The 15,567-nt window shown below is 68.1% G+C and carries 15 protein-coding genes; 3 read left to right on the top strand and 12 right to left on the bottom strand.

Features of this window, described 5'->3' with window-relative positions; translation table 11 throughout:
• Positions 1 to 82: 82 nt before the first annotated feature.
• Complete coding sequence (locus CA236_RS08305; protein ID WP_125945245.1) at positions 83 to 862, bottom strand: SDR family oxidoreductase; 780 nt, start codon at positions 860 to 862, stop codon at positions 83 to 85.
• A 268-nt stretch (positions 863 to 1,130) separates the two neighbouring features.
• Between CA236_RS08305 and CA236_RS08300 the strand changes: the two genes are divergently transcribed.
• Positions 1,131 to 2,090, top strand: a complete 960-nt coding sequence (locus tag CA236_RS08300; RefSeq protein ID WP_125945244.1) for a hypothetical protein — start codon at positions 1,131 to 1,133, stop codon at positions 2,088 to 2,090.
• On the opposite strand, the gene CA236_RS08295 is transcribed toward CA236_RS08300, so the two are convergent.
• From CA236_RS08295 to CA236_RS08280, 4 genes are all read right to left on the bottom strand, one after another.
• A complete protein-coding gene (locus CA236_RS08295) occupies positions 2,077 to 2,640 on the bottom strand; it encodes a GNAT family protein (protein ID WP_125945243.1) in 564 nt (187 codons plus the stop codon). The two genes, CA236_RS08300 and CA236_RS08295, sit on opposite strands and share 14 nt — an antisense overlap.
• An 8-nt stretch (positions 2,641 to 2,648) precedes the next feature.
• Positions 2,649 to 3,440: a LysR family transcriptional regulator gene (locus CA236_RS08290; RefSeq protein WP_046408324.1), complete on the bottom strand. Its 792-nt coding sequence runs from the start codon at positions 3,438 to 3,440 to the stop codon at positions 2,649 to 2,651.
• Between the two features lie 105 nt (positions 3,441 to 3,545).
• A complete protein-coding gene (apaG, locus tag CA236_RS08285) occupies positions 3,546 to 3,956 on the bottom strand; it encodes a Co2+/Mg2+ efflux protein ApaG (RefSeq protein WP_046408325.1) in 411 nt (136 codons plus the stop codon).
• Positions 3,953 to 5,161 carry an aminotransferase class I/II-fold pyridoxal phosphate-dependent enzyme gene (locus CA236_RS08280; RefSeq protein WP_125945242.1) on the bottom strand — a complete coding sequence of 403 codons (1,209 nt, stop codon included), beginning with the start codon at positions 5,159 to 5,161 and terminating at the stop codon, positions 3,953 to 3,955. The genes apaG and CA236_RS08280 overlap by 4 nt, the downstream gene beginning before the upstream one ends.
• Positions 5,162 to 5,275: 114 nt before the next feature.
• Here CA236_RS08280 and CA236_RS08275 point away from each other — a divergent pair, with 114 nt between their 5' ends.
• Positions 5,276 to 6,493: a glycosyltransferase family 39 protein gene (locus CA236_RS08275; RefSeq protein WP_125945241.1), complete on the top strand. Its 1,218-nt coding sequence runs from the start codon at positions 5,276 to 5,278 to the stop codon at positions 6,491 to 6,493.
• 7 nt (positions 6,494 to 6,500) lie between these two features.
• On the opposite strand, the gene CA236_RS08270 is transcribed toward CA236_RS08275, so the two are convergent.
• From CA236_RS08270 to CA236_RS08245, 6 genes are all read right to left on the bottom strand, one after another.
• Positions 6,501 to 7,601, bottom strand: a complete 1,101-nt coding sequence (locus CA236_RS08270; protein ID WP_125945240.1) for a glycosyltransferase family 2 protein — start codon at positions 7,599 to 7,601, stop codon at positions 6,501 to 6,503.
• A 6-nt stretch (positions 7,602 to 7,607) separates the two neighbouring features.
• Positions 7,608 to 8,648: a 3-isopropylmalate dehydrogenase gene (leuB, locus tag CA236_RS08265; RefSeq protein WP_125945239.1), complete on the bottom strand. Its 1,041-nt coding sequence runs from the start codon at positions 8,646 to 8,648 to the stop codon at positions 7,608 to 7,610.
• A 60-nt stretch (positions 8,649 to 8,708) separates the two neighbouring features.
• Complete coding sequence (recO, locus tag CA236_RS08260) at positions 8,709 to 9,440, bottom strand: DNA repair protein RecO (RefSeq protein WP_125945238.1); 732 nt, start codon at positions 9,438 to 9,440, stop codon at positions 8,709 to 8,711.
• Positions 9,441 to 9,522: 82 nt separating this feature from the next.
• Positions 9,523 to 10,008 (bottom strand): DUF192 domain-containing protein, encoded by a 486-nt coding sequence (locus CA236_RS08255; protein WP_052742474.1) that lies wholly within the window; start codon positions 10,006 to 10,008, stop codon positions 9,523 to 9,525.
• 2 nt (positions 10,009 to 10,010) lie between these two features.
• The gene (locus CA236_RS08250) at positions 10,011 to 10,571 is read right to left on the bottom strand and encodes a cold shock protein (protein ID WP_046408335.1); all 561 of its coding nucleotides are present in this window, start codon (positions 10,569 to 10,571) and stop codon (positions 10,011 to 10,013) included.
• A 75-nt stretch (positions 10,572 to 10,646) separates the two neighbouring features.
• Positions 10,647 to 11,168: a RecX family transcriptional regulator gene (locus CA236_RS08245; protein WP_046408337.1), complete on the bottom strand. Its 522-nt coding sequence runs from the start codon at positions 11,166 to 11,168 to the stop codon at positions 10,647 to 10,649.
• A gap of 127 nt (positions 11,169 to 11,295) precedes the next feature.
• On the opposite strand from CA236_RS08245, the gene CA236_RS08240 reads away from it, so the two are divergent.
• Positions 11,296 to 13,029: a fatty acyl-AMP ligase gene (locus tag CA236_RS08240; RefSeq protein ID WP_125945237.1), complete on the top strand. Its 1,734-nt coding sequence runs from the start codon at positions 11,296 to 11,298 to the stop codon at positions 13,027 to 13,029.
• Between the two features lie 508 nt (positions 13,030 to 13,537).
• Here the strand turns inward: CA236_RS08240 and acs are convergent.
• Entirely contained in the window at positions 13,538 to 15,475 is a 1,938-nt protein-coding gene (gene acs, locus CA236_RS08235) for an acetate--CoA ligase (protein WP_125945236.1), read from the bottom strand.
• Positions 15,476 to 15,567: the final 92 nt, after the last annotated feature.

Here is a 15,567-nt window from a genome sequence, read left to right as displayed (position 1 = left end):
ACACAATCAGCCCCGCCGGAGCGATCCGGCGGGGCTTTTTGTTTGAAAATACCCACAGCGGCGTCGACGTGCCGCGCCGGCGTCAACCGGGTACCGCAGCCGACCCGGCGAGCAGCCCGCCATCAATGCTGATCTCGGTCCCGGTGACATAGGTCGCCGCGTCCGACGCCAGCGTCACTGCCAGCGCGGCGACCTCGTCCGCCCTGCCGAAGCGCCGGAGCGGCGTATCGGCGACCAGCGCCGCCATGCGCGCCTCGCGCTCCGGCCCCTCCCCCAGCATTTGTTCCCACATCGTCGTCAGGATCGCGGCGGGGTGGATCGAATTACACCGGATCCGCCACCCCTGCTGGGCGCAATAAAGCGCCACCGTCTTGCTGTGATTGCGGATCGCCGCCTTGGAGGAGGCGTAGGCCGCAGCGCCCGGTATCCCAACCATGCCGGATCGCGACGAGATGTTGATGATCGATCCAGTCCCTGCGCCCTTCATCGCGCCGATCGCATAACGACAGCCAAGGAACGTGCCGTCCAGGTTCACCTGATGCACCGCCCGCCAATCGGAGAGGCTGGCATGTTCCGGATCGTGCGGCCCCGCATTGCTCTCAAATCCGGTCACGCCGGCATTGTTGACCACGACGTCGGCGACGGGAACCAGCTGCGCGAGCCGGTCCCAATCCTCCTCCTCGCGCACGTCGAGCGGCTCGAAACGGCAGCCGATCTCTGCCGCGGTCGCAGCGCCCGCCACCGCGTCCACATCAGTGACGAAGACGCGCGCGCCCTCATCATGGAAGCCCGCGGCAATCGCACGCCCGATCCCACGCGCCGCGCCAGTGACGACGCACGTCTTGTTCTTCAATCTTTGCATGAATGTTCTCGAAACAGAGTCCGGACGGCGGATCGCTCCACCAATCGATGTCTTTTGCCGCCTCAGCGGTGACGCTGGATCATCTCGAAAACTCCTGAACCTTGCCTGCTTCTACAGGAGAGCGCCGCGTGGAGCAATTTTCTCGCGCGCTCCACCTCCGTGAGCCCCGACGAGCCCCATCAGACAAACTGCTGGGCGAACAGGAAACAATTGGTGCTACGCTGGCACCTTCTCTCCGCTTTTTTGCGGGCCACGCCGGAGACGCTCCATGGGCATCAGCAAGGCACTCGCAGTCACCTTGGCGGCACAGCTTTCGAACCCAATGCTCCCGGCCGGCGCCATTCCCAGTCCTCGGTCGCTCCCGATTTCATCCACGCAGCCCGAACCTTCCCGGGCCTGTGCGGTCCCGCGCGGCTGGGAGGGGGTCGCTAAGCGCGAACCTCGATTTGTCATCTTTGGTGAAGTGCATGGAACGCAGCAGGCGCCCGCCTTCATCGGCGATCTCTCTTGCGCGCTGGCGGCGCAAGGCAAGAGGATCCTGGTCGCCGTCGAACACCCCTCCGATCTCAGCGCCGCCTACCAACATGCCTGGCGGCTGCCAGAAGCGGCGTTCGTACAGGCAGTGAGCAAGGCTGGCTGGGCGCAGATGGACGACGGAACCGGCAGCGAAGCGATGATGGCCCTACTGGTGCGCCTGTATCAGCTCGCGCGGCGCGGCGCAGCGATAGACGTAACGCCCTTCAACGGCATGAAGGACGAGGCGCAGGCGCAGCAATTCTCGCACCTGCCGGGTCAGGGGCCGCACGATGCGGCGCAGGCGGACAATATCCTGCGCGCCGCATCGTCCCGCCCCTATGATTATGTGCTCGTGCTGGTGGGTAACGTACATGCGCGCAAGCGGCCCGTGCACCATTCCGGCGTCACGTTCGACCCGATGGCGCGGCATCTGGCGCGGCATGGTCGTCTTGTGACCCTTGATATGGAGACGGCCGGCGGCACGGCATGGAGCTGCCAGATCAAGCCAGACTTCAAGCCTCAGCCGGGCACGCCCGTCACGTCAGACGCGGTCGTGTGCGGGCCTCACGCTGTCGGCAGGACCGAACAGCCCGACGGCCCGCCCTTTATCGCCCTGACCGATCCGCCCCCCGCTCACCACGCCGCCGATTACGACGGGACCTTCTGGCTGGGTCGTGTCCGCAGCTCTCCGCCGGCGGTCACACCCGACTAGAGCGCAGGCGCTGCCCCCGCGCGCGCCTTTGCGGTTGCCATTCATCGCGCAGCAGGCCCCAGATCACGCTGTCGCGCACGCCGATATGCGTGTGCCATTCCGCGCGCAGCAATCCCTCGCGCTGGAAACCGAGGTCCATCAAGAGCGCGATCGATCGCTGATTGTCGGGATCGGTATCGGCGAACACGCGCCGCGCGCCCTCGGCAAACAACAGGTCGATCAACGTGCCCACCGCCTCGCGACCATAGCCCTTGCCCGCGGCCGACGGTGCCAGGAGATAGCCGATCTCCATCACGCCGCGCCGCCGCTCCCCCGCGGCCAGCGTGCCGATCGCGCGGTCGCTCGCCTTCTCCACGATCACCCATTGCCGCCACTGGTCGTCGACGTGCGGGGTCACATAGGCGATCGTGTCCGCGACGCTCTCATGCGGCGGGCTCGACCAGAAGCGCATCACCCGCTGGTCGCGATAGGCTTCGTACAGCGCCGGCGCGTCGTCATGCGTCGGGGCCCGCATCAGCAGCCGCTCGCTTTCAAACGGGTCCGCCCTCATGCCGACGATCAACCCGCCAGCGCCTCGACCAGCGCCTGCACCTTTTGCTGGCGCCATTGCGGCAGCGGCGCGACCAGCCAATAGCCCAGCCGCGACGGCCGCGGCTCACCGACCAGCGCCACCTTGCCCGCGGCGATATCATGCGCGGCGAGCAGCTCGGGCACCGTCGCCCGGCCCAGCCCGCGTGCCGCGGCGTCCAGCGCCAGCCCCGCATCCCCGACGCGCACCAGCGCCCCGGCCTCATCCATGCCGTCACCCGGCCAGGCGATGATCGCCGCCGCGCCGCCGCCCGGCCGCTCGACCGTTACCATGCCCTCGCTCTCGATCGCCTCGCCTTCGTGAAGGCCCGGACCCTCACCCCAAGTGATGGCAAGGTCGAGGTTCGCCTCCGTGAAATCTGGCGCGCTGTCGGCGGTCACCAGCACGAAGCGCAAGTCGCTGTCGCGCTGCGCGATCGTCGCCAGCCGCGGCAGCAGCCACTTCTCCGTCAGGTCGCGCGGCGCGGCGATGGTCAGCGACTTGGACGATTGCCCCGCCTGCATCGCCCGCACCGCTTCCTCGAATTGCAGGAAGCCCTGTCGCAACGCCGACAGGCCGGCCTCGCCCTCCGGCGTCAGCTCCAGCCCCTTGGTCGTGCGGCGGAACAGCACCACGCCCAGCGTATCCTCCAGCGCGCGGACCTGCTGGCCCACCGCCGCTGGCGTTACCGCCAGTTCGTCGGCCGCGCGGGTGAACGACAGATGGCGTGCCGCGGCATCCAGCACGCGCAGCCCGTTCAGCGGAAGATGCGTACGCTTCACGCCGCGCTCCCCCTGGCAAGCGGCGATCGGTCAGAATGACAAGCGTGACGGGTCACCATGCCACGTGCCATGCCCCGCTCCCGCCCGCATCGCAAGCGACGCTGCTCAGCCACGCTCTCCACCGGTCACCGCGGGCGCGATCAGCGCGAACTTCGGGATGGCGACGTCGAACGTCATGCCGGCGGCATCGACCATGCGATAACTGCCCTGCATCGACCCGGCCGGCGTGGCCAGCGGGCAGCCCGAGACATAATCGTAGCTTCCGCCCGGCAGGATCAGCGGCTGCTCGCCCACCACGCCCTCGCCCTCGACCGAATGGCGCGCCCCGCGCCCGTCGATGATGATCCAATGGCGGGTCAGCAGCTGCACTGCCTGCGGCCCATCATTCTCGATGCGGATATGATAGGCCCAGAACCAGCGGCCCCGCTCGGGCTCCGACTGTTCGGGTAGATAGCTGACCGACACGCGCACGGTCACTCCCCGCGTCGTTTGCGACGAAGGGAAGAATGCCTTCACAAGCCGATCGTCCGCAACGCCTGGTCGAGATCGTCGATCAGGTCGGCCGGATCCTCCAACCCGACATTCAGCCGCAGCATGCCCTCGCCGATCCCCATCTCCTCGCGCTTCTCCGGCGTGACCGAGGCATGGGTGGTGGAGGCGGGATGGGTCATCAGCGACCGGGAATCGCCGATATTGTTGGAAATGTCGATCAGCTGCAGCGCATCGAGCAGGCCGTGCGCCATCGCACGTCCTCCCTCCACCTCGAAGGCGAAGATCGGCCCGCTTGCCTCCATCTGCGACATGGCCAGCTCGTGCTGCGGATGGCTGGGCAGGCCGGGGTGAAGGATCCGCGCGACGCGCCCTTCCAGGAACGCGCCGACCTTCAGCGCATTCTCCGACTGGCGACGGATGCGCAGGTCCAGCGTCTCCAGCCCCTTCAGCACGACCCACGCGTTGAACGGCGACAGCGTCGGCCCGGTATTGCGCGTGAACGGCAGCAGCGTGTTGTCGATGAAATCCTTGGTGCCGCACACCGCGCCGGCTAGAACGCGGCCCTGCCCGTCCATCATCTTGGTGGCGGAATAAGCCGTCACGTCGGCGCCGTATTCCATCGGCCGCTGCAGGGCGGGCGTGGCAAAGGCATTGTCGACCACGCTGGTGATGCCGCGCTCGCGCGCGATAGTGCACACCGCGCGCAGGTCGACGACGTCCATCGTCGGGTTGGCCGGCGTTTCGAAGAAGAACACCTTGGTTTCCGGCCGCACCGCATCGATGAATTGCTGCGGATCGCGCGCGTCGACCACCGTGGTCGCGATCCCGAACTTGGGCAGCAGGTTGTCGACCAGCCAGCGGCACGATCCGAACGCCGCGCGCCCGGCCACCACATGGTCGCCGGCCTGCAACTGGCTCAGCAGCACCGCGGTCATCGCCGCCATGCCGCTGGCCATCGTGCGACACGCCTCGGCCCCTTCCAGCAGCGCGATGCGATGCTCCAGCATCTCCACCGTCGGGTTCTGCAGCCGGGAATAGGTCATCCCCTCCTGCTCACCGGCGAACCGCGCCGCGGCATCTCCGGCACAGTCATAGGCATAGCCGGAGGTGACGAAGATCGCCTCGGACGTTTCGCCAAATTCGGATCGAACGGTGCCCCCGCGAATGGCACGGGTCGCAGGGCGCCAGGTGTCGGTGATCGTGCGGTCTTGTCCGGTGCGGCGCTTCATCCGGCCGCTTTCGGCCAATTGCCGCGGGCTTTCAAGCACGACGCTCGCTCGTCTTGCCGCGCGGGGCCCGCGCGCCGCATTGGCGCTTTGCCCACATCCGGCTAAGCCCGGGCCATGCTGCGCCGCCCCCTGCCGCTCGCGATCGTGGTTTTCCTGGTCGCGGAGGCATTGTTCCTCATCGGCCTGACGGTGCCGCACCAGTTCGTGTTCGACGAGGTGCATTACGTGCCCGCAGCCCGCACGCTGCTGACGCTGGACGGCCCGGTCAACATCGAACACCCGCTGCTCGGCAAATGGCTGATCGCGCAGGGCATCCGCCTGTTCGGCGACGATGCCCTCGGCTGGCGATTCATGTCGACACTTGCGGGCGCCGTCACCGTGACCGCAATTTTCGCGATCGTGTGGCAGATCACCCGTCGCCGCCGCCCCAGCCTCGTCGCGGCGGCGCTGACCGTGTTGAACTTCACGGTGTTCGTGCAGGCGCGTATCGCGATGCTCGACGGCTTCATGCTCGCCTTCCTCGCCGCCGGCATCGCCATGGCGGCCGCCGCGCTGCGCAATGGCGGGCTGGCCCGCTGGGCCGTGGCCGCGGCGCTGCTTGGCGCGGCCACCGCCTGCAAATGGCTCGCCGCGCCCTATGTCGCTTTTGCCGCGCTTGCCTTCGTGCTGCTGAAGCGGGAGGATCCGCGCCGCTTCCCGGGCCTGTCGACGCCGGTCGCGCTCGGCGTGCTCGCGCTGGTCTCGGCCGTGACCTACCTCGCCACTTTCGCGCCGGCCTTCTTCTATCGCGACGCACCGCTGACGCTCGCAACGCTGCTGCCGTTTCAGCTGGAGATGTTCGACCGGCAGACGCAGGTGCTGCCCGCCCACACCTATCAGTCGAACTGGTGGACATGGCCGCTACTGATCCGCCCGATCTGGTATCTCTATGAGCCGGCGGAGGGCGCACAGCGCGGCATCCTCCTGCTCGGCAATCCCGTCATCATGTGGACCGGGCTGATCGCGGTGGTCGCCTGCTGGTGGGGCTGGGTACGCTCCGGCTCGGCCCGCCTGCTCGCCGCCGCCGCCCTGTGGACCGGCAGCCTTGCCGTCTGGGCGGTGATCCCCAAGTCGCTCGGCTTCTATTATTATTACTATCCGTCCAGCGTCTTCATCGTCATCGCCATCGTGGTCGCGCTCGATCACTGGCGCGCACGGACCCGCGGGTGGGACACGGCGCTGCTCGCCGCGTCATTGGCGCTCGCCATCTATTTCTATCCGGTGCTCGCTGCGCTGCCGCTGCCCGCCGCCGACGCCTTCCGCTACTGGACGTGGTTTCCGACCTGGGTCTGATTTGGCCTCAATAGCGGCCCCAGACGAAACGCGAGGAGAGCGCGTAATTCCACACCGCGCCCACCAGCACCCCGGCCAGCGCTGACGCTGCCCAGGCGCCGTAATGGAAATCGTACAGGAACGCCGCGACGCCGACGTTGGCGACCGCGCCGACCGAGCAGACGACGCAGAACGACACCCACCCGTCCAGCAACTGCCGCGCGCCCCTCAGCCGCCGGTCGCGATAGGTCAGGGCATTGTTGAGGAAGAAATTGAACGTCATCGCCGCGCCGGTGGCGGCAATCTGACCGATCAGGAACGACGCGCCCGCCACCAGGTGGAGCAGCGCCAGAACGCCCATGTGGATGCCGACGCCGATCACCCCGATGGCGGAGAACATCGCAAACCGCACCGGCACCAGCCGGCCGAAGCGGCGATCGTACAGCGCGATCAGATATTCGAGCGCCACGACATGATCGAGCTTCGATTCCCCCTCGGTCCGAACGCGAAAGACATAGGGCAGCTCGCGAAACCGCAGCGGCCGGCCGCCGGCGGTCATGATGTCGAGCAGGATCTTGAACCCAATCCCCGCCAGATGCGGTGCCCGCGCGCGCACGACGTCGGTGCGCACCATGAAGAACCCGCTCATCGGGTCGGTCAGTCCCACATCCAGCACACGCTGCGACAGCCGCGTGGCGAGCGCCGACTTGCTCAGCCGGTCGCGATCCCAGTCGCCCGTCCCGCCGCCCTCGACGAAGCGCGACCCCACCACGATGTCGAGCGCCGCGTCCGATCGAAGCGCCGCCAGCATGTCCGGCAGGATGGTCTCGTCATGCTGCAGGTCGCCGTCGATCACCGCCACCGCGGGGGCGGCGGTCGCGCACATCCCCTCGATACAGGCAGTGGCAAGGCCCCGCCGCCCGATCCGCTGGATCACGCGCACGCGGCGGTCGATCCGCGCAATCTCGCGCGCGGCCTCGGCCGTCCCGTCCGGGCTGTCGTCGTCGACGAAGATCGCTTCCCAGTTGATCCCGGTCAGCGCCTGGTCCAGCCGCGCGATCAGGACCGGAACATTGGCTTTCTCGTTGAACGTCGGGATGACGATGGCGAGGTCGAGCAGGTCGCTCACCCCCGGTTACAATGCCGCCAGCACCGCGTCGCCCATCTCCCGGGTGGAACAGGTGCCGCCAAGGTCCGCCGTGCGATGCGTCACCAGCGCGCGCGCCACCGCCGCCTCGATCCGGTCGGCCGCCTCCGGCAGCTCCAGCGAATGGCGCAGCATCATCGCCGCGGACAGGATCGTCGCGCACGGATTGGCCTTGCCCTGCCCGGCGATGTCGGGCGCCGACCCGTGGATCGGCTCGTACAGCCCCTTGCCCGTGTCATCGAGCGAGGCGGACGGCAGCAGCCCGATCGATCCGACGCACATCGATGCCTGGTCGGACAGGATGTCGCCGAAGAGGTTGCCGGTCACGATGACGTCGAACTGCCCCGGATCGCGCACCAGCTGCATCGCGGCATTGTCGACATACATGTGGGTCAGCGTGACGTCGGCATATTCCCGCGCCACCTCCGTCACCACGTCGCGCCAGAGTTGTGACGTTTCCAGCACATTGGCCTTGTCGACCGAGCACAGCCGCCCGCCCCGCCGGCGTGCCGCCTCGAACCCCGCCACCGCGATCCGCGCCACTTCGCCCTCGTCATAGCTCATCAGGTCATAGCCCTGACGCAGCCCCGCGGCCGTGGTGCGCATCCCCTTTTCGCCGAAGTAAACGTCGCCGTTCAGCTCGCGCACGATCAGCAAGTCAATGGTGCGCGCGACCTCGGGCCGCAGCGCGGAGGCATCCTCCAGCCCCGGGAACAGCTTTGCCGGCCGCAGGTTCGCGAACAGCGACAATTCCTTGCGCAATCCCAGGATCGCCTGTTCCGGGCGCAGCCCCCGCTCCAGCGCGTCGCAGGAAGGGTCGCCGACCGACCCGAACAGGATCGCGTCCGCGCGATGCGCCAGCTCCAGCGTCTCGGGTGGCAGCGGCTCGCCCGTCGCATGATAGGCCGCGCCGCCCACCAGCGCGCTTTCAAACGCGAGCGGCAGGTCCAGCGCCTCCAGCACCCGGCGCGCCTCCGCCGTCACTTCGGGTCCGATGCCGTCACCCGGCAGGATTGCGATCAGGGCCATGCGTGCCTCCAGGCGAAACGGGGATGCGAACGGTACCGTTCCTTGCCGCCCGGCAGGGTCTCACGCAACCGCTCTGTGCAGCCGGTCGATCAGCCGCTCGCGCGCCGCCAGCGTTTCCGCCTGCCGGTCAAGCAGGATGCTGCGCGCCAGGAACCGCCCGGTGATCGCCAGCCCGGCAAAGATGTCGGGCCACTCCGCCGCGCCCCCTGCCGCCAGGAACGCGGGCAGCGGCAGCAACCGGTCCTCATATCCCGCCGCTGCCGCACGGCTCACCGCGCCGCCAGACCGCGGGCTGACATAGCCGATATCCGCCTGCGCCCCCGTCGCCACGCAGCGCCCCAGATCAAGGCCAAAGCCAAGCTCTGACAGCAGCAGCAGCTCGTACCGCGCCAGCGGCGCCGCCCAGCCGCGTGCCGCCGGCGCCGCATCGATCGCGTCGAGCACCCCCGACAGCGCCTGGTACAGCCGGGGATAGGGATGCGCCTCGGGCAGCGCGGCGGCGGTCAGCGCGGTCAGCCATTCCAGCGCGGCCGCCGGCAGCGGCTCGCTATGCAGCGGCGCCCGGCTGCGCACCAGTTCGGCGGTCAGCGCCGGCAACTGGCTGTCGGTCCGCGCCCGCCATTCGCCGATAATGATGTTGGCCGGCTGCAATACGGGGCGCAGCGCGCGCGACCGGCCGCCGCGGACATAGCCGGCCTGCACGCCATCATCCCCGGTCAGCGCACGGACGACGGCGCCATGCTCGCCATGCGCCCGGCTCGACAGGATGATGGCGGTCGCGGTCAGGCGCATGGGGCGAGAGATAGGCGCTCACCCATCATCGCGCCATGCTGGCCGCTATTCGCCGCGCCGCCTCCGTCGCGGCGCCCGGCCGTCACTTGTTCCAGGAAACCTTGTCGCCTTCCGCAATGCCCAGTTCAGCCGATCGGCCGCCGTTCAGCTCCAGCACCGCGCTCACCGGCTCGCCAGACGGCACCTGCGCCTCGGAGAAGGGCACGGTATTCTCCGCGATGCGCGCGATCGTCCCGTCCGGCCGGATGAAGATGATGTCGAGCGGCGATGGCGTGTTCTTCATCCAGAAGCTCGCCTCGCGCGGGCCGCCGCCGTCCGGCGGATAGGGCGCGAACAGCATGCCGCCATCCTTGGGAATATCGGTACGGTACATCAGTCCGCGCTGCTGCTTCTCGGGCGTGTCCGCCACTTCAACCCGGAACACGTGCCGCCCGTTCGCGCTCGCGATCGTCACCTCGGTCAGCGGCGCTTTCGCGCGCTCGTCGCTGGCCGTCGCGGCGGCGTCACGGCCGGTACACGCCGCCGCGCCCAGCAGGAACGCCAGCGAGGCCATCGCCAACAGCTTCATCGTCAATTCTCCCGTGTCACGCTCACGGCCATCGGCCCCTTGCGCCCGTCCACGATGCGGGCGCGCAGCCTCTGGTCGGGCAACACTTCACTGATGTCGCCGCGGCGCAATGTTTCCATATGGACGAAGATATCGCCCGGCACGTCGTCGCGCACCAGGAAACCATATCCCTTCAGCCGATTGAACCATTTCACCGCCACCGGCTCCCAGTCGCCCGCTTCGTCGACCAGGGTGGCGGGATCGATGCGGCTGGTCGGGCGCGGTGTGGGCTCGATCGCGGTGGTCGTGTCGATCGACAGGATCTCGCGCGCCTGAAACCCCCGCTCGCGCCGCACCACCATCGCGTCGATCCGCGTCCCTTCGGGCAGGCTGCGGCGGCCAAGTGGCTGCAAAACCGAAAAGTGGATCAGCACGTCGCCAAAGGACGCATCGTCAGGCACCAGAAAGCCAAAGCCGCGCGTCACGTCGAACCACTTCAACGCACCGGCCACACGTACGCCATCTTCCTCGCCAGCACTGGCGGCGTCGGGGCCTTGTCTGGCCTCGGACGGTTCGCTTTGCATTGTTCTTTCCCCTGGGCGGGACGCTAGCATGGTTGTGGCGGCGCACAATATCTTCCTGCGAAAACAAGGCGTGCGTCACGCTTCCGGTATGTCGCCCGGCGCGGCCGCGACGATCTGCCGCGCCAGGGCGAAGGAATGGCCCGCGCGCAGCATCGCCGCCATGTGCCGCTGACGGCCGCGCTCGTCCGCCGGCGCGCTCGCAAACGGCCCGATCCGCCGCCGCCGGGCAAAGGCCAGCGCGCTTTCCAGCGCCTGCTCGCCGCTCTGCTCCACCAGCTCGGCAATATCCTCGCCCGCGATTCGCGCCGCCTTCAGCGCTTGGCCCACGCGCCCGGCGCCATAGCCGCGCCGCGCCAGCGATCGCGCCCGCGCCTCGGCAAAGGCGCGGTCATCGATATAGCCGAGCTCGGCCATCCGGTCGGCGATCGCGGCCGGATCCGCCGCGGCGGGGCCGTCCCAGCCCCGCTCGCGCACCTTGCGGGCCAGATATTCGGCCAATTTGCCCCTGGTCGTCGCGAACCGCGCCACGTAACGCAGCGCCAGATCCTCCAGCGCACGGCGGTCGAGCGGGGGCGGCGTACGGCGGCTATTCGTCATGCGCCTTTATGTTGCCACACTGCCATCGGAATTTGAACGTGGCGAACCGTCAGTTGGCCGGCCTCCGGAAAAAGCCGGTGTGCAGGTCCGAAACAGGCACACTAACGAGATTTTGAGCAAACCGACCATGACGAGCGCGACCCTGATCCCCACCCCGAGCAGCGACGCACGACCGCGCCGCTTCGCCGATTTCGACACGCTCGGCGAAGCGCTGGATTATGCCGCTGAGGGCGATCGCGGGCTGAACTTCCACGATGCGCGCGGCACGCTGGTGCGCCCCTACCCCTTCCGCGAGCTGCGCGACGACGCGAAGCAGGCCGCCTATCGCCTGATCGCCGCGGGCATCACGCCGGGCGATCGCGTCGCGCTGGTTGCGGAAACCAGCGCCGAATTCGCCGCCTTGTTCTTCGGCACCGTCTATGCCGGCGCCTGGCCGGTGCCGCTGCCGCTGCCGACCTCGTTCGGCGGCAAGGATTCCTACATCGATCAGCTGCGCGTCCAGCTCACGAGCTGCGATCCCGTCATGCTGATCTATCCGCCCGAGCTGTCGGAAATGGCCGGCGCGGCGGCGGCAGCCGTCGGCACGCAGGGCCTCGACTGGGCCGATCTTCTCGCTCGCCCCGCCGATGCCATCGATCTGCCGCCGGCGTCGGGCAGCGACATCGCCTATCTGCAATATTCCAGCGGCTCGACGCGCTTCCCCCACGGTGTCGCGATCACGCACCATGCGCTGCTCAACAATCTCGCCGCGCACGCGCACGGCATGCAGCTGATCGAAAGCGACCGCTGCATCTCCTGGCTCCCCTGGTACCATGACATGGGCCTCGTCGGCTGCTTCCTGTCGCCGATCGCCAACCAGGTGTCGGTCGATTACCTCAAGACCGAGGATTTCGCCCGCCGCCCGCTCGCCTGGCTCGATCTCATCACCCGCAACCCGGGCACCTCGATCAGCTATTCGCCGACCTTCGGCTACGACATCTGCGCGCGCCGCATGTCGAGCCAGACCAAGGCCGCCGACCGCTTCGATCTGTCGCGCTGGCGCCTCGCCGGCAATGGCGCGGACATGATCCGGCCCGACGTCATGCAGGGCTTCGTCGATGCCTTCGCCGATGCCGGCTTCCAGGCCAGCGCCTTCCTTCCCTCCTACGGCCTTGCCGAGGCGACGCTGGCGGTCTCCATCATGCCGCCGGGCGAGGGGATCCGCGTCGAGCTGGTGGAGGAAACGCAGCTCTCCGGCGTCCCCGCCGGCCAGGATCGCCCGCAACGCTATCGCGCGATCGTGAATTGCGGAAAGCCGGTGCGCGACATGCTGGTGGAGATCCGCGAGGAGGACGGCACCGTCCTTCCCGAGCGCGCGATCGGGAAGGTGTGGTGCAGCGGCCCGTCGCTGATGGTCGGCTATTTCCGCGATGATCCCGCGACCGCCGCCTGCATGGCCGACGGCTGGCTCGACACCGGCGACATGGGCTACATGTCGGATGGCTACATCTACATCGTCGGCCGCGCCAAGGACATGATCATCGTCAACGGCCGCAATCACTGGCCGCAGGACATCGAATGGGCGGTGGAGCAGCTCCCCGGCTTCAAGCAGGGCGACATCGCCGCTTTCGCGATCACGACGCCGGGCGGTGAGGAGACCCCCGCCGTCCTCGTTCAGTGCCGCACCTCCGACGTGGAGGAGCGCAGCCGCCTGCGCGACGAGATCCGCGATCGCGTCCGCGCGGTGACGGGCATGAATTGCGTGATCGAACTCGTCCCGCCGCGCACGCTGCCGCGCACCAGCTCGGGCAAGCTCAGCCGCGCCAAGGCGCGCAACCTCTATCTGTCGGGTGAGATCAAGCCTTACGCGGTCGCCGCCTGAGGCGCAGCGGCCCGGCGCCGGCCGCCCGACCAGGGCGCCGGCATCGGGCACGCCGATGGATCAGGCGATATGCAGGTCCAGCTCGCGCCGGTGCGCGCGCGCCTTCGCGGTCAGCACGATATGCCCGCGCTTCTCCTGCACCCAGCCCTGCCGGGTCAGCGCGTTCAATGTCATCGGACAATCACCGCGCGAAATCATGAGATTCGGTCCCGCGGCTCGCGCGGAGCCCAGGATACGTTCGAGCAACTCAGCGGTCAGCCAAGCGCCATCATCTTGCTGTCCCAAAGCGACCCCCCAAGGGCTTACGGCAGCCCTCGTTATTGTGGCTAAAAGACAACGATCCCTTAACAAAATCAACCGATTCTCAGGTGCCGGACGCCCCGATTCGACGAATCATCGGTGAGTTGCACGACTGCTGCGACGACGCGGGAATAGCTCCCCAATCACAGCCTGTTTGCCGCTCCGGGAGACCCGCCGGCCCGGCCGAAAAGCCGGCCCGGCGTCGCCCTCATCGCTGCCGGTTCGCCACCAGATCGTCGACCACCGCGGGGTCGGCCAGCGTCGACGTGTCGCCCAGGCTGTCGACCTCGCCCTCCGCGATCTTGCGCAGGATTCGTCGCATGATCTTGCCGCTGCGGGTCTTGGGCAGGCCGGGGGCGAACTGGATCGCATCCGGCGTCGCGATCGGCCCGATCTCCTTGCGCACCCATGCACGCAACGTGGCGGTCAGATCCTCGGACGGCTCCTCGCCCGAATTCAGCGTGACATAGGCGTAGATGCCCTGCCCCTTCACGTCATGCGGCATCCCCACCACAGCCGCCTCGGCGACCTTGGGATGAAGCACCAGCGCGCTTTCCACCTCGGCCGTTCCCATGCGGTGGCCGGAGACGTTGAGCACGTCGTCGACCCGCCCGGTGATCCAGTAATAGCCATGCTCGTCGCGGCGGCAGCCGTCGCCCGTGAAATATTTCCCGCGATAGGTCGTGAAATAGGTCTGGAAGAACCGCTCATGGTCACCCCAGACGGTGCGCATCTGCCCCGGCCAGCTCGCGGTGATGCACAGGTTACCGCTCACCGCACCGTCCAGAACCTCGCCCGCCTCGTCCACCAGCTGCGGATGGACGCCCGGCAGCGGCTTGGTCGCCGACCCCGGCTTCAGGTCGGTCGCGCCCGGCAGCGGTGCGATCAGCGCGCCGCCCGTCTCGGTCTGCCACCAGGTATCGACGATCGGCGAGCGCCCCTCGCCCACCACCTGATGATACCAGCGCCATGCCTCCGGATTGATCGGCTCGCCGACCGTGCCCAGCAGCCTCAGGCTCGCGCGGCTGGTCGCCTTCACCGGCGCGTCGCCCTCCTTCATCAGCGATCGCAGCGCGGTCGGCGCGGTGAACACCGTGTGCACCTGGTGGCGGTCGACCACCTGCCAGATGCGGCTCGCATCGGGCCAGTTGGGCAGCCCCTCGTACATCAGCGTCGTCGCGCCATTCGCCAGCGGGCCATAGACGACATAGGTATGCCCGGTGACCCAGCCGATGTCGGCCGCGCACCAGAAGACGTTCTCGGGTCGATGGTCGAACACCAGGTCATGGGTGTAACTTGCCCACAGCAGGTACCCGCCCGTGGTGTGCAGCACCCCCTTGGGCTTCCCCGTCGAACCGGAGGTATAGAGGATGAACAGCGGGTCCTCCGCGTTCATCGGCTCGGGCGCGCATTCGCTCGACACCTCGGCCGCCGCCTCATGATACCAGATGTCGCGGTCGTGCATCGGCACGTCGTCGCCGGTCACCTTGATGACGATCACGCGCTCCAGGCTCGGCGCGCGCGCAGCCGCCGCGTCCACATTGGCCTTCAGCGCGATGCGCTTGCCGCCACGCCGCCCGGCATCGGCGGTGATGACCAGCTTTGAATCGCAATCCTGGATGCGCCCGGCGAGCGCGTCGGGGGAAAAGCCGCCGAACACCACCGAATGGATCGCCCCGATCCGCGCGCAGGCGAGCAAGGCAAAGGCCGCTTCGGGGATCATCGGCAGGTACACGGTCACCCGGTCGCCCTTGCGCACCCCTTGCGCCTTCAGGACGTTGGCGAACCGCCCGACCTCCTCGTGCACCCGGCGATAGGTGAAGCGGCGCGGCTCCTCCTCGGGCACGTCCGGCTCCCAGATGATCGCGACCTGCTCGGCGCGCTCGGGCAAATGCCGGTCGATGCAGTTCGCGGAGACGTTGAGCACGCCGTCCTTGAACCACTGGATGTGGAAATCATCCTCGTCGAACGACCAGTCGCCCGCCACCGTCGGCGCCTTGATCCAGTCCAGCCGCTTGGCTTCCTCCAGCCAGAAGGCGTCGGGATCGGCCGCTGCGGCGGCGTACAGCGCCTCATAGGCGTCCCGATCAACTTTCGCGTTGGCCGCCCAGTGTTCTGGAACGGCGTACAGCTGCTGCTCGGCCATGGATCATCTCCTTTTTTGTGCCTGATGGCCGCTGAAGGTGATGATTGGCAACTGTCTTGGTGGTGCGATCAGCCAGCACCGCGCCGGCGGCG

It is taken from the genome of Sphingomonas sp. ABOLG, from assembly GCF_003950435.1.
Lineage (GTDB): Bacteria > Pseudomonadota > Alphaproteobacteria > Sphingomonadales > Sphingomonadaceae > Sphingomonas > Sphingomonas panaciterrae.
The sequence above is the reverse complement of the archived record's forward strand: the minus strand, read 5'-3'. Positions and strand labels throughout refer to the sequence as shown.

What these genes read in the sequence shown, in the direction of transcription:
- CA236_RS08305 (WP_125945245.1), bottom strand. Translation starts at nt 862, where the DNA reads ATGCAAAGATTGAAGAACAAGACGTGCGTCGTCACTGGCGCGGCGCGT.
- CA236_RS08300 (WP_125945244.1), top strand. Translation starts at nt 1,131, where the DNA reads ATGGGCATCAGCAAGGCACTCGCAGTCACCTTGGCGGCACAGCTTTCG.
- CA236_RS08295 (WP_125945243.1), bottom strand. Translation starts at nt 2,640, where the DNA reads ATGAGGGCGGACCCGTTTGAAAGCGAGCGGCTGCTGATGCGGGCCCCG.
- CA236_RS08280 (WP_125945242.1), bottom strand. Translation starts at nt 5,161, where the DNA reads ATGAAGCGCCGCACCGGACAAGACCGCACGATCACCGACACCTGGCGC.
- CA236_RS08275 (WP_125945241.1), top strand. Translation starts at nt 5,276, where the DNA reads ATGCTGCGCCGCCCCCTGCCGCTCGCGATCGTGGTTTTCCTGGTCGCG.
- leuB (WP_125945239.1), bottom strand. Translation starts at nt 8,648, where the DNA reads ATGGCCCTGATCGCAATCCTGCCGGGTGACGGCATCGGACCCGAAGTG.
- recO (WP_125945238.1), bottom strand. Translation starts at nt 9,440, where the DNA reads ATGCGCCTGACCGCGACCGCCATCATCCTGTCGAGCCGGGCGCATGGC.
- CA236_RS08255 (WP_052742474.1), bottom strand. Translation starts at nt 10,008, where the DNA reads ATGAAGCTGTTGGCGATGGCCTCGCTGGCGTTCCTGCTGGGCGCGGCG.
- CA236_RS08250 (WP_046408335.1), bottom strand. Translation starts at nt 10,571, where the DNA reads ATGCAAAGCGAACCGTCCGAGGCCAGACAAGGCCCCGACGCCGCCAGT.
- CA236_RS08245 (WP_046408337.1), bottom strand. Translation starts at nt 11,168, where the DNA reads ATGACGAATAGCCGCCGTACGCCGCCCCCGCTCGACCGCCGTGCGCTG.
- CA236_RS08240 (WP_125945237.1), top strand. Translation starts at nt 11,296, where the DNA reads ATGACGAGCGCGACCCTGATCCCCACCCCGAGCAGCGACGCACGACCG.
- acs (WP_125945236.1), bottom strand. Translation starts at nt 15,475, where the DNA reads ATGGCCGAGCAGCAGCTGTACGCCGTTCCAGAACACTGGGCGGCCAAC.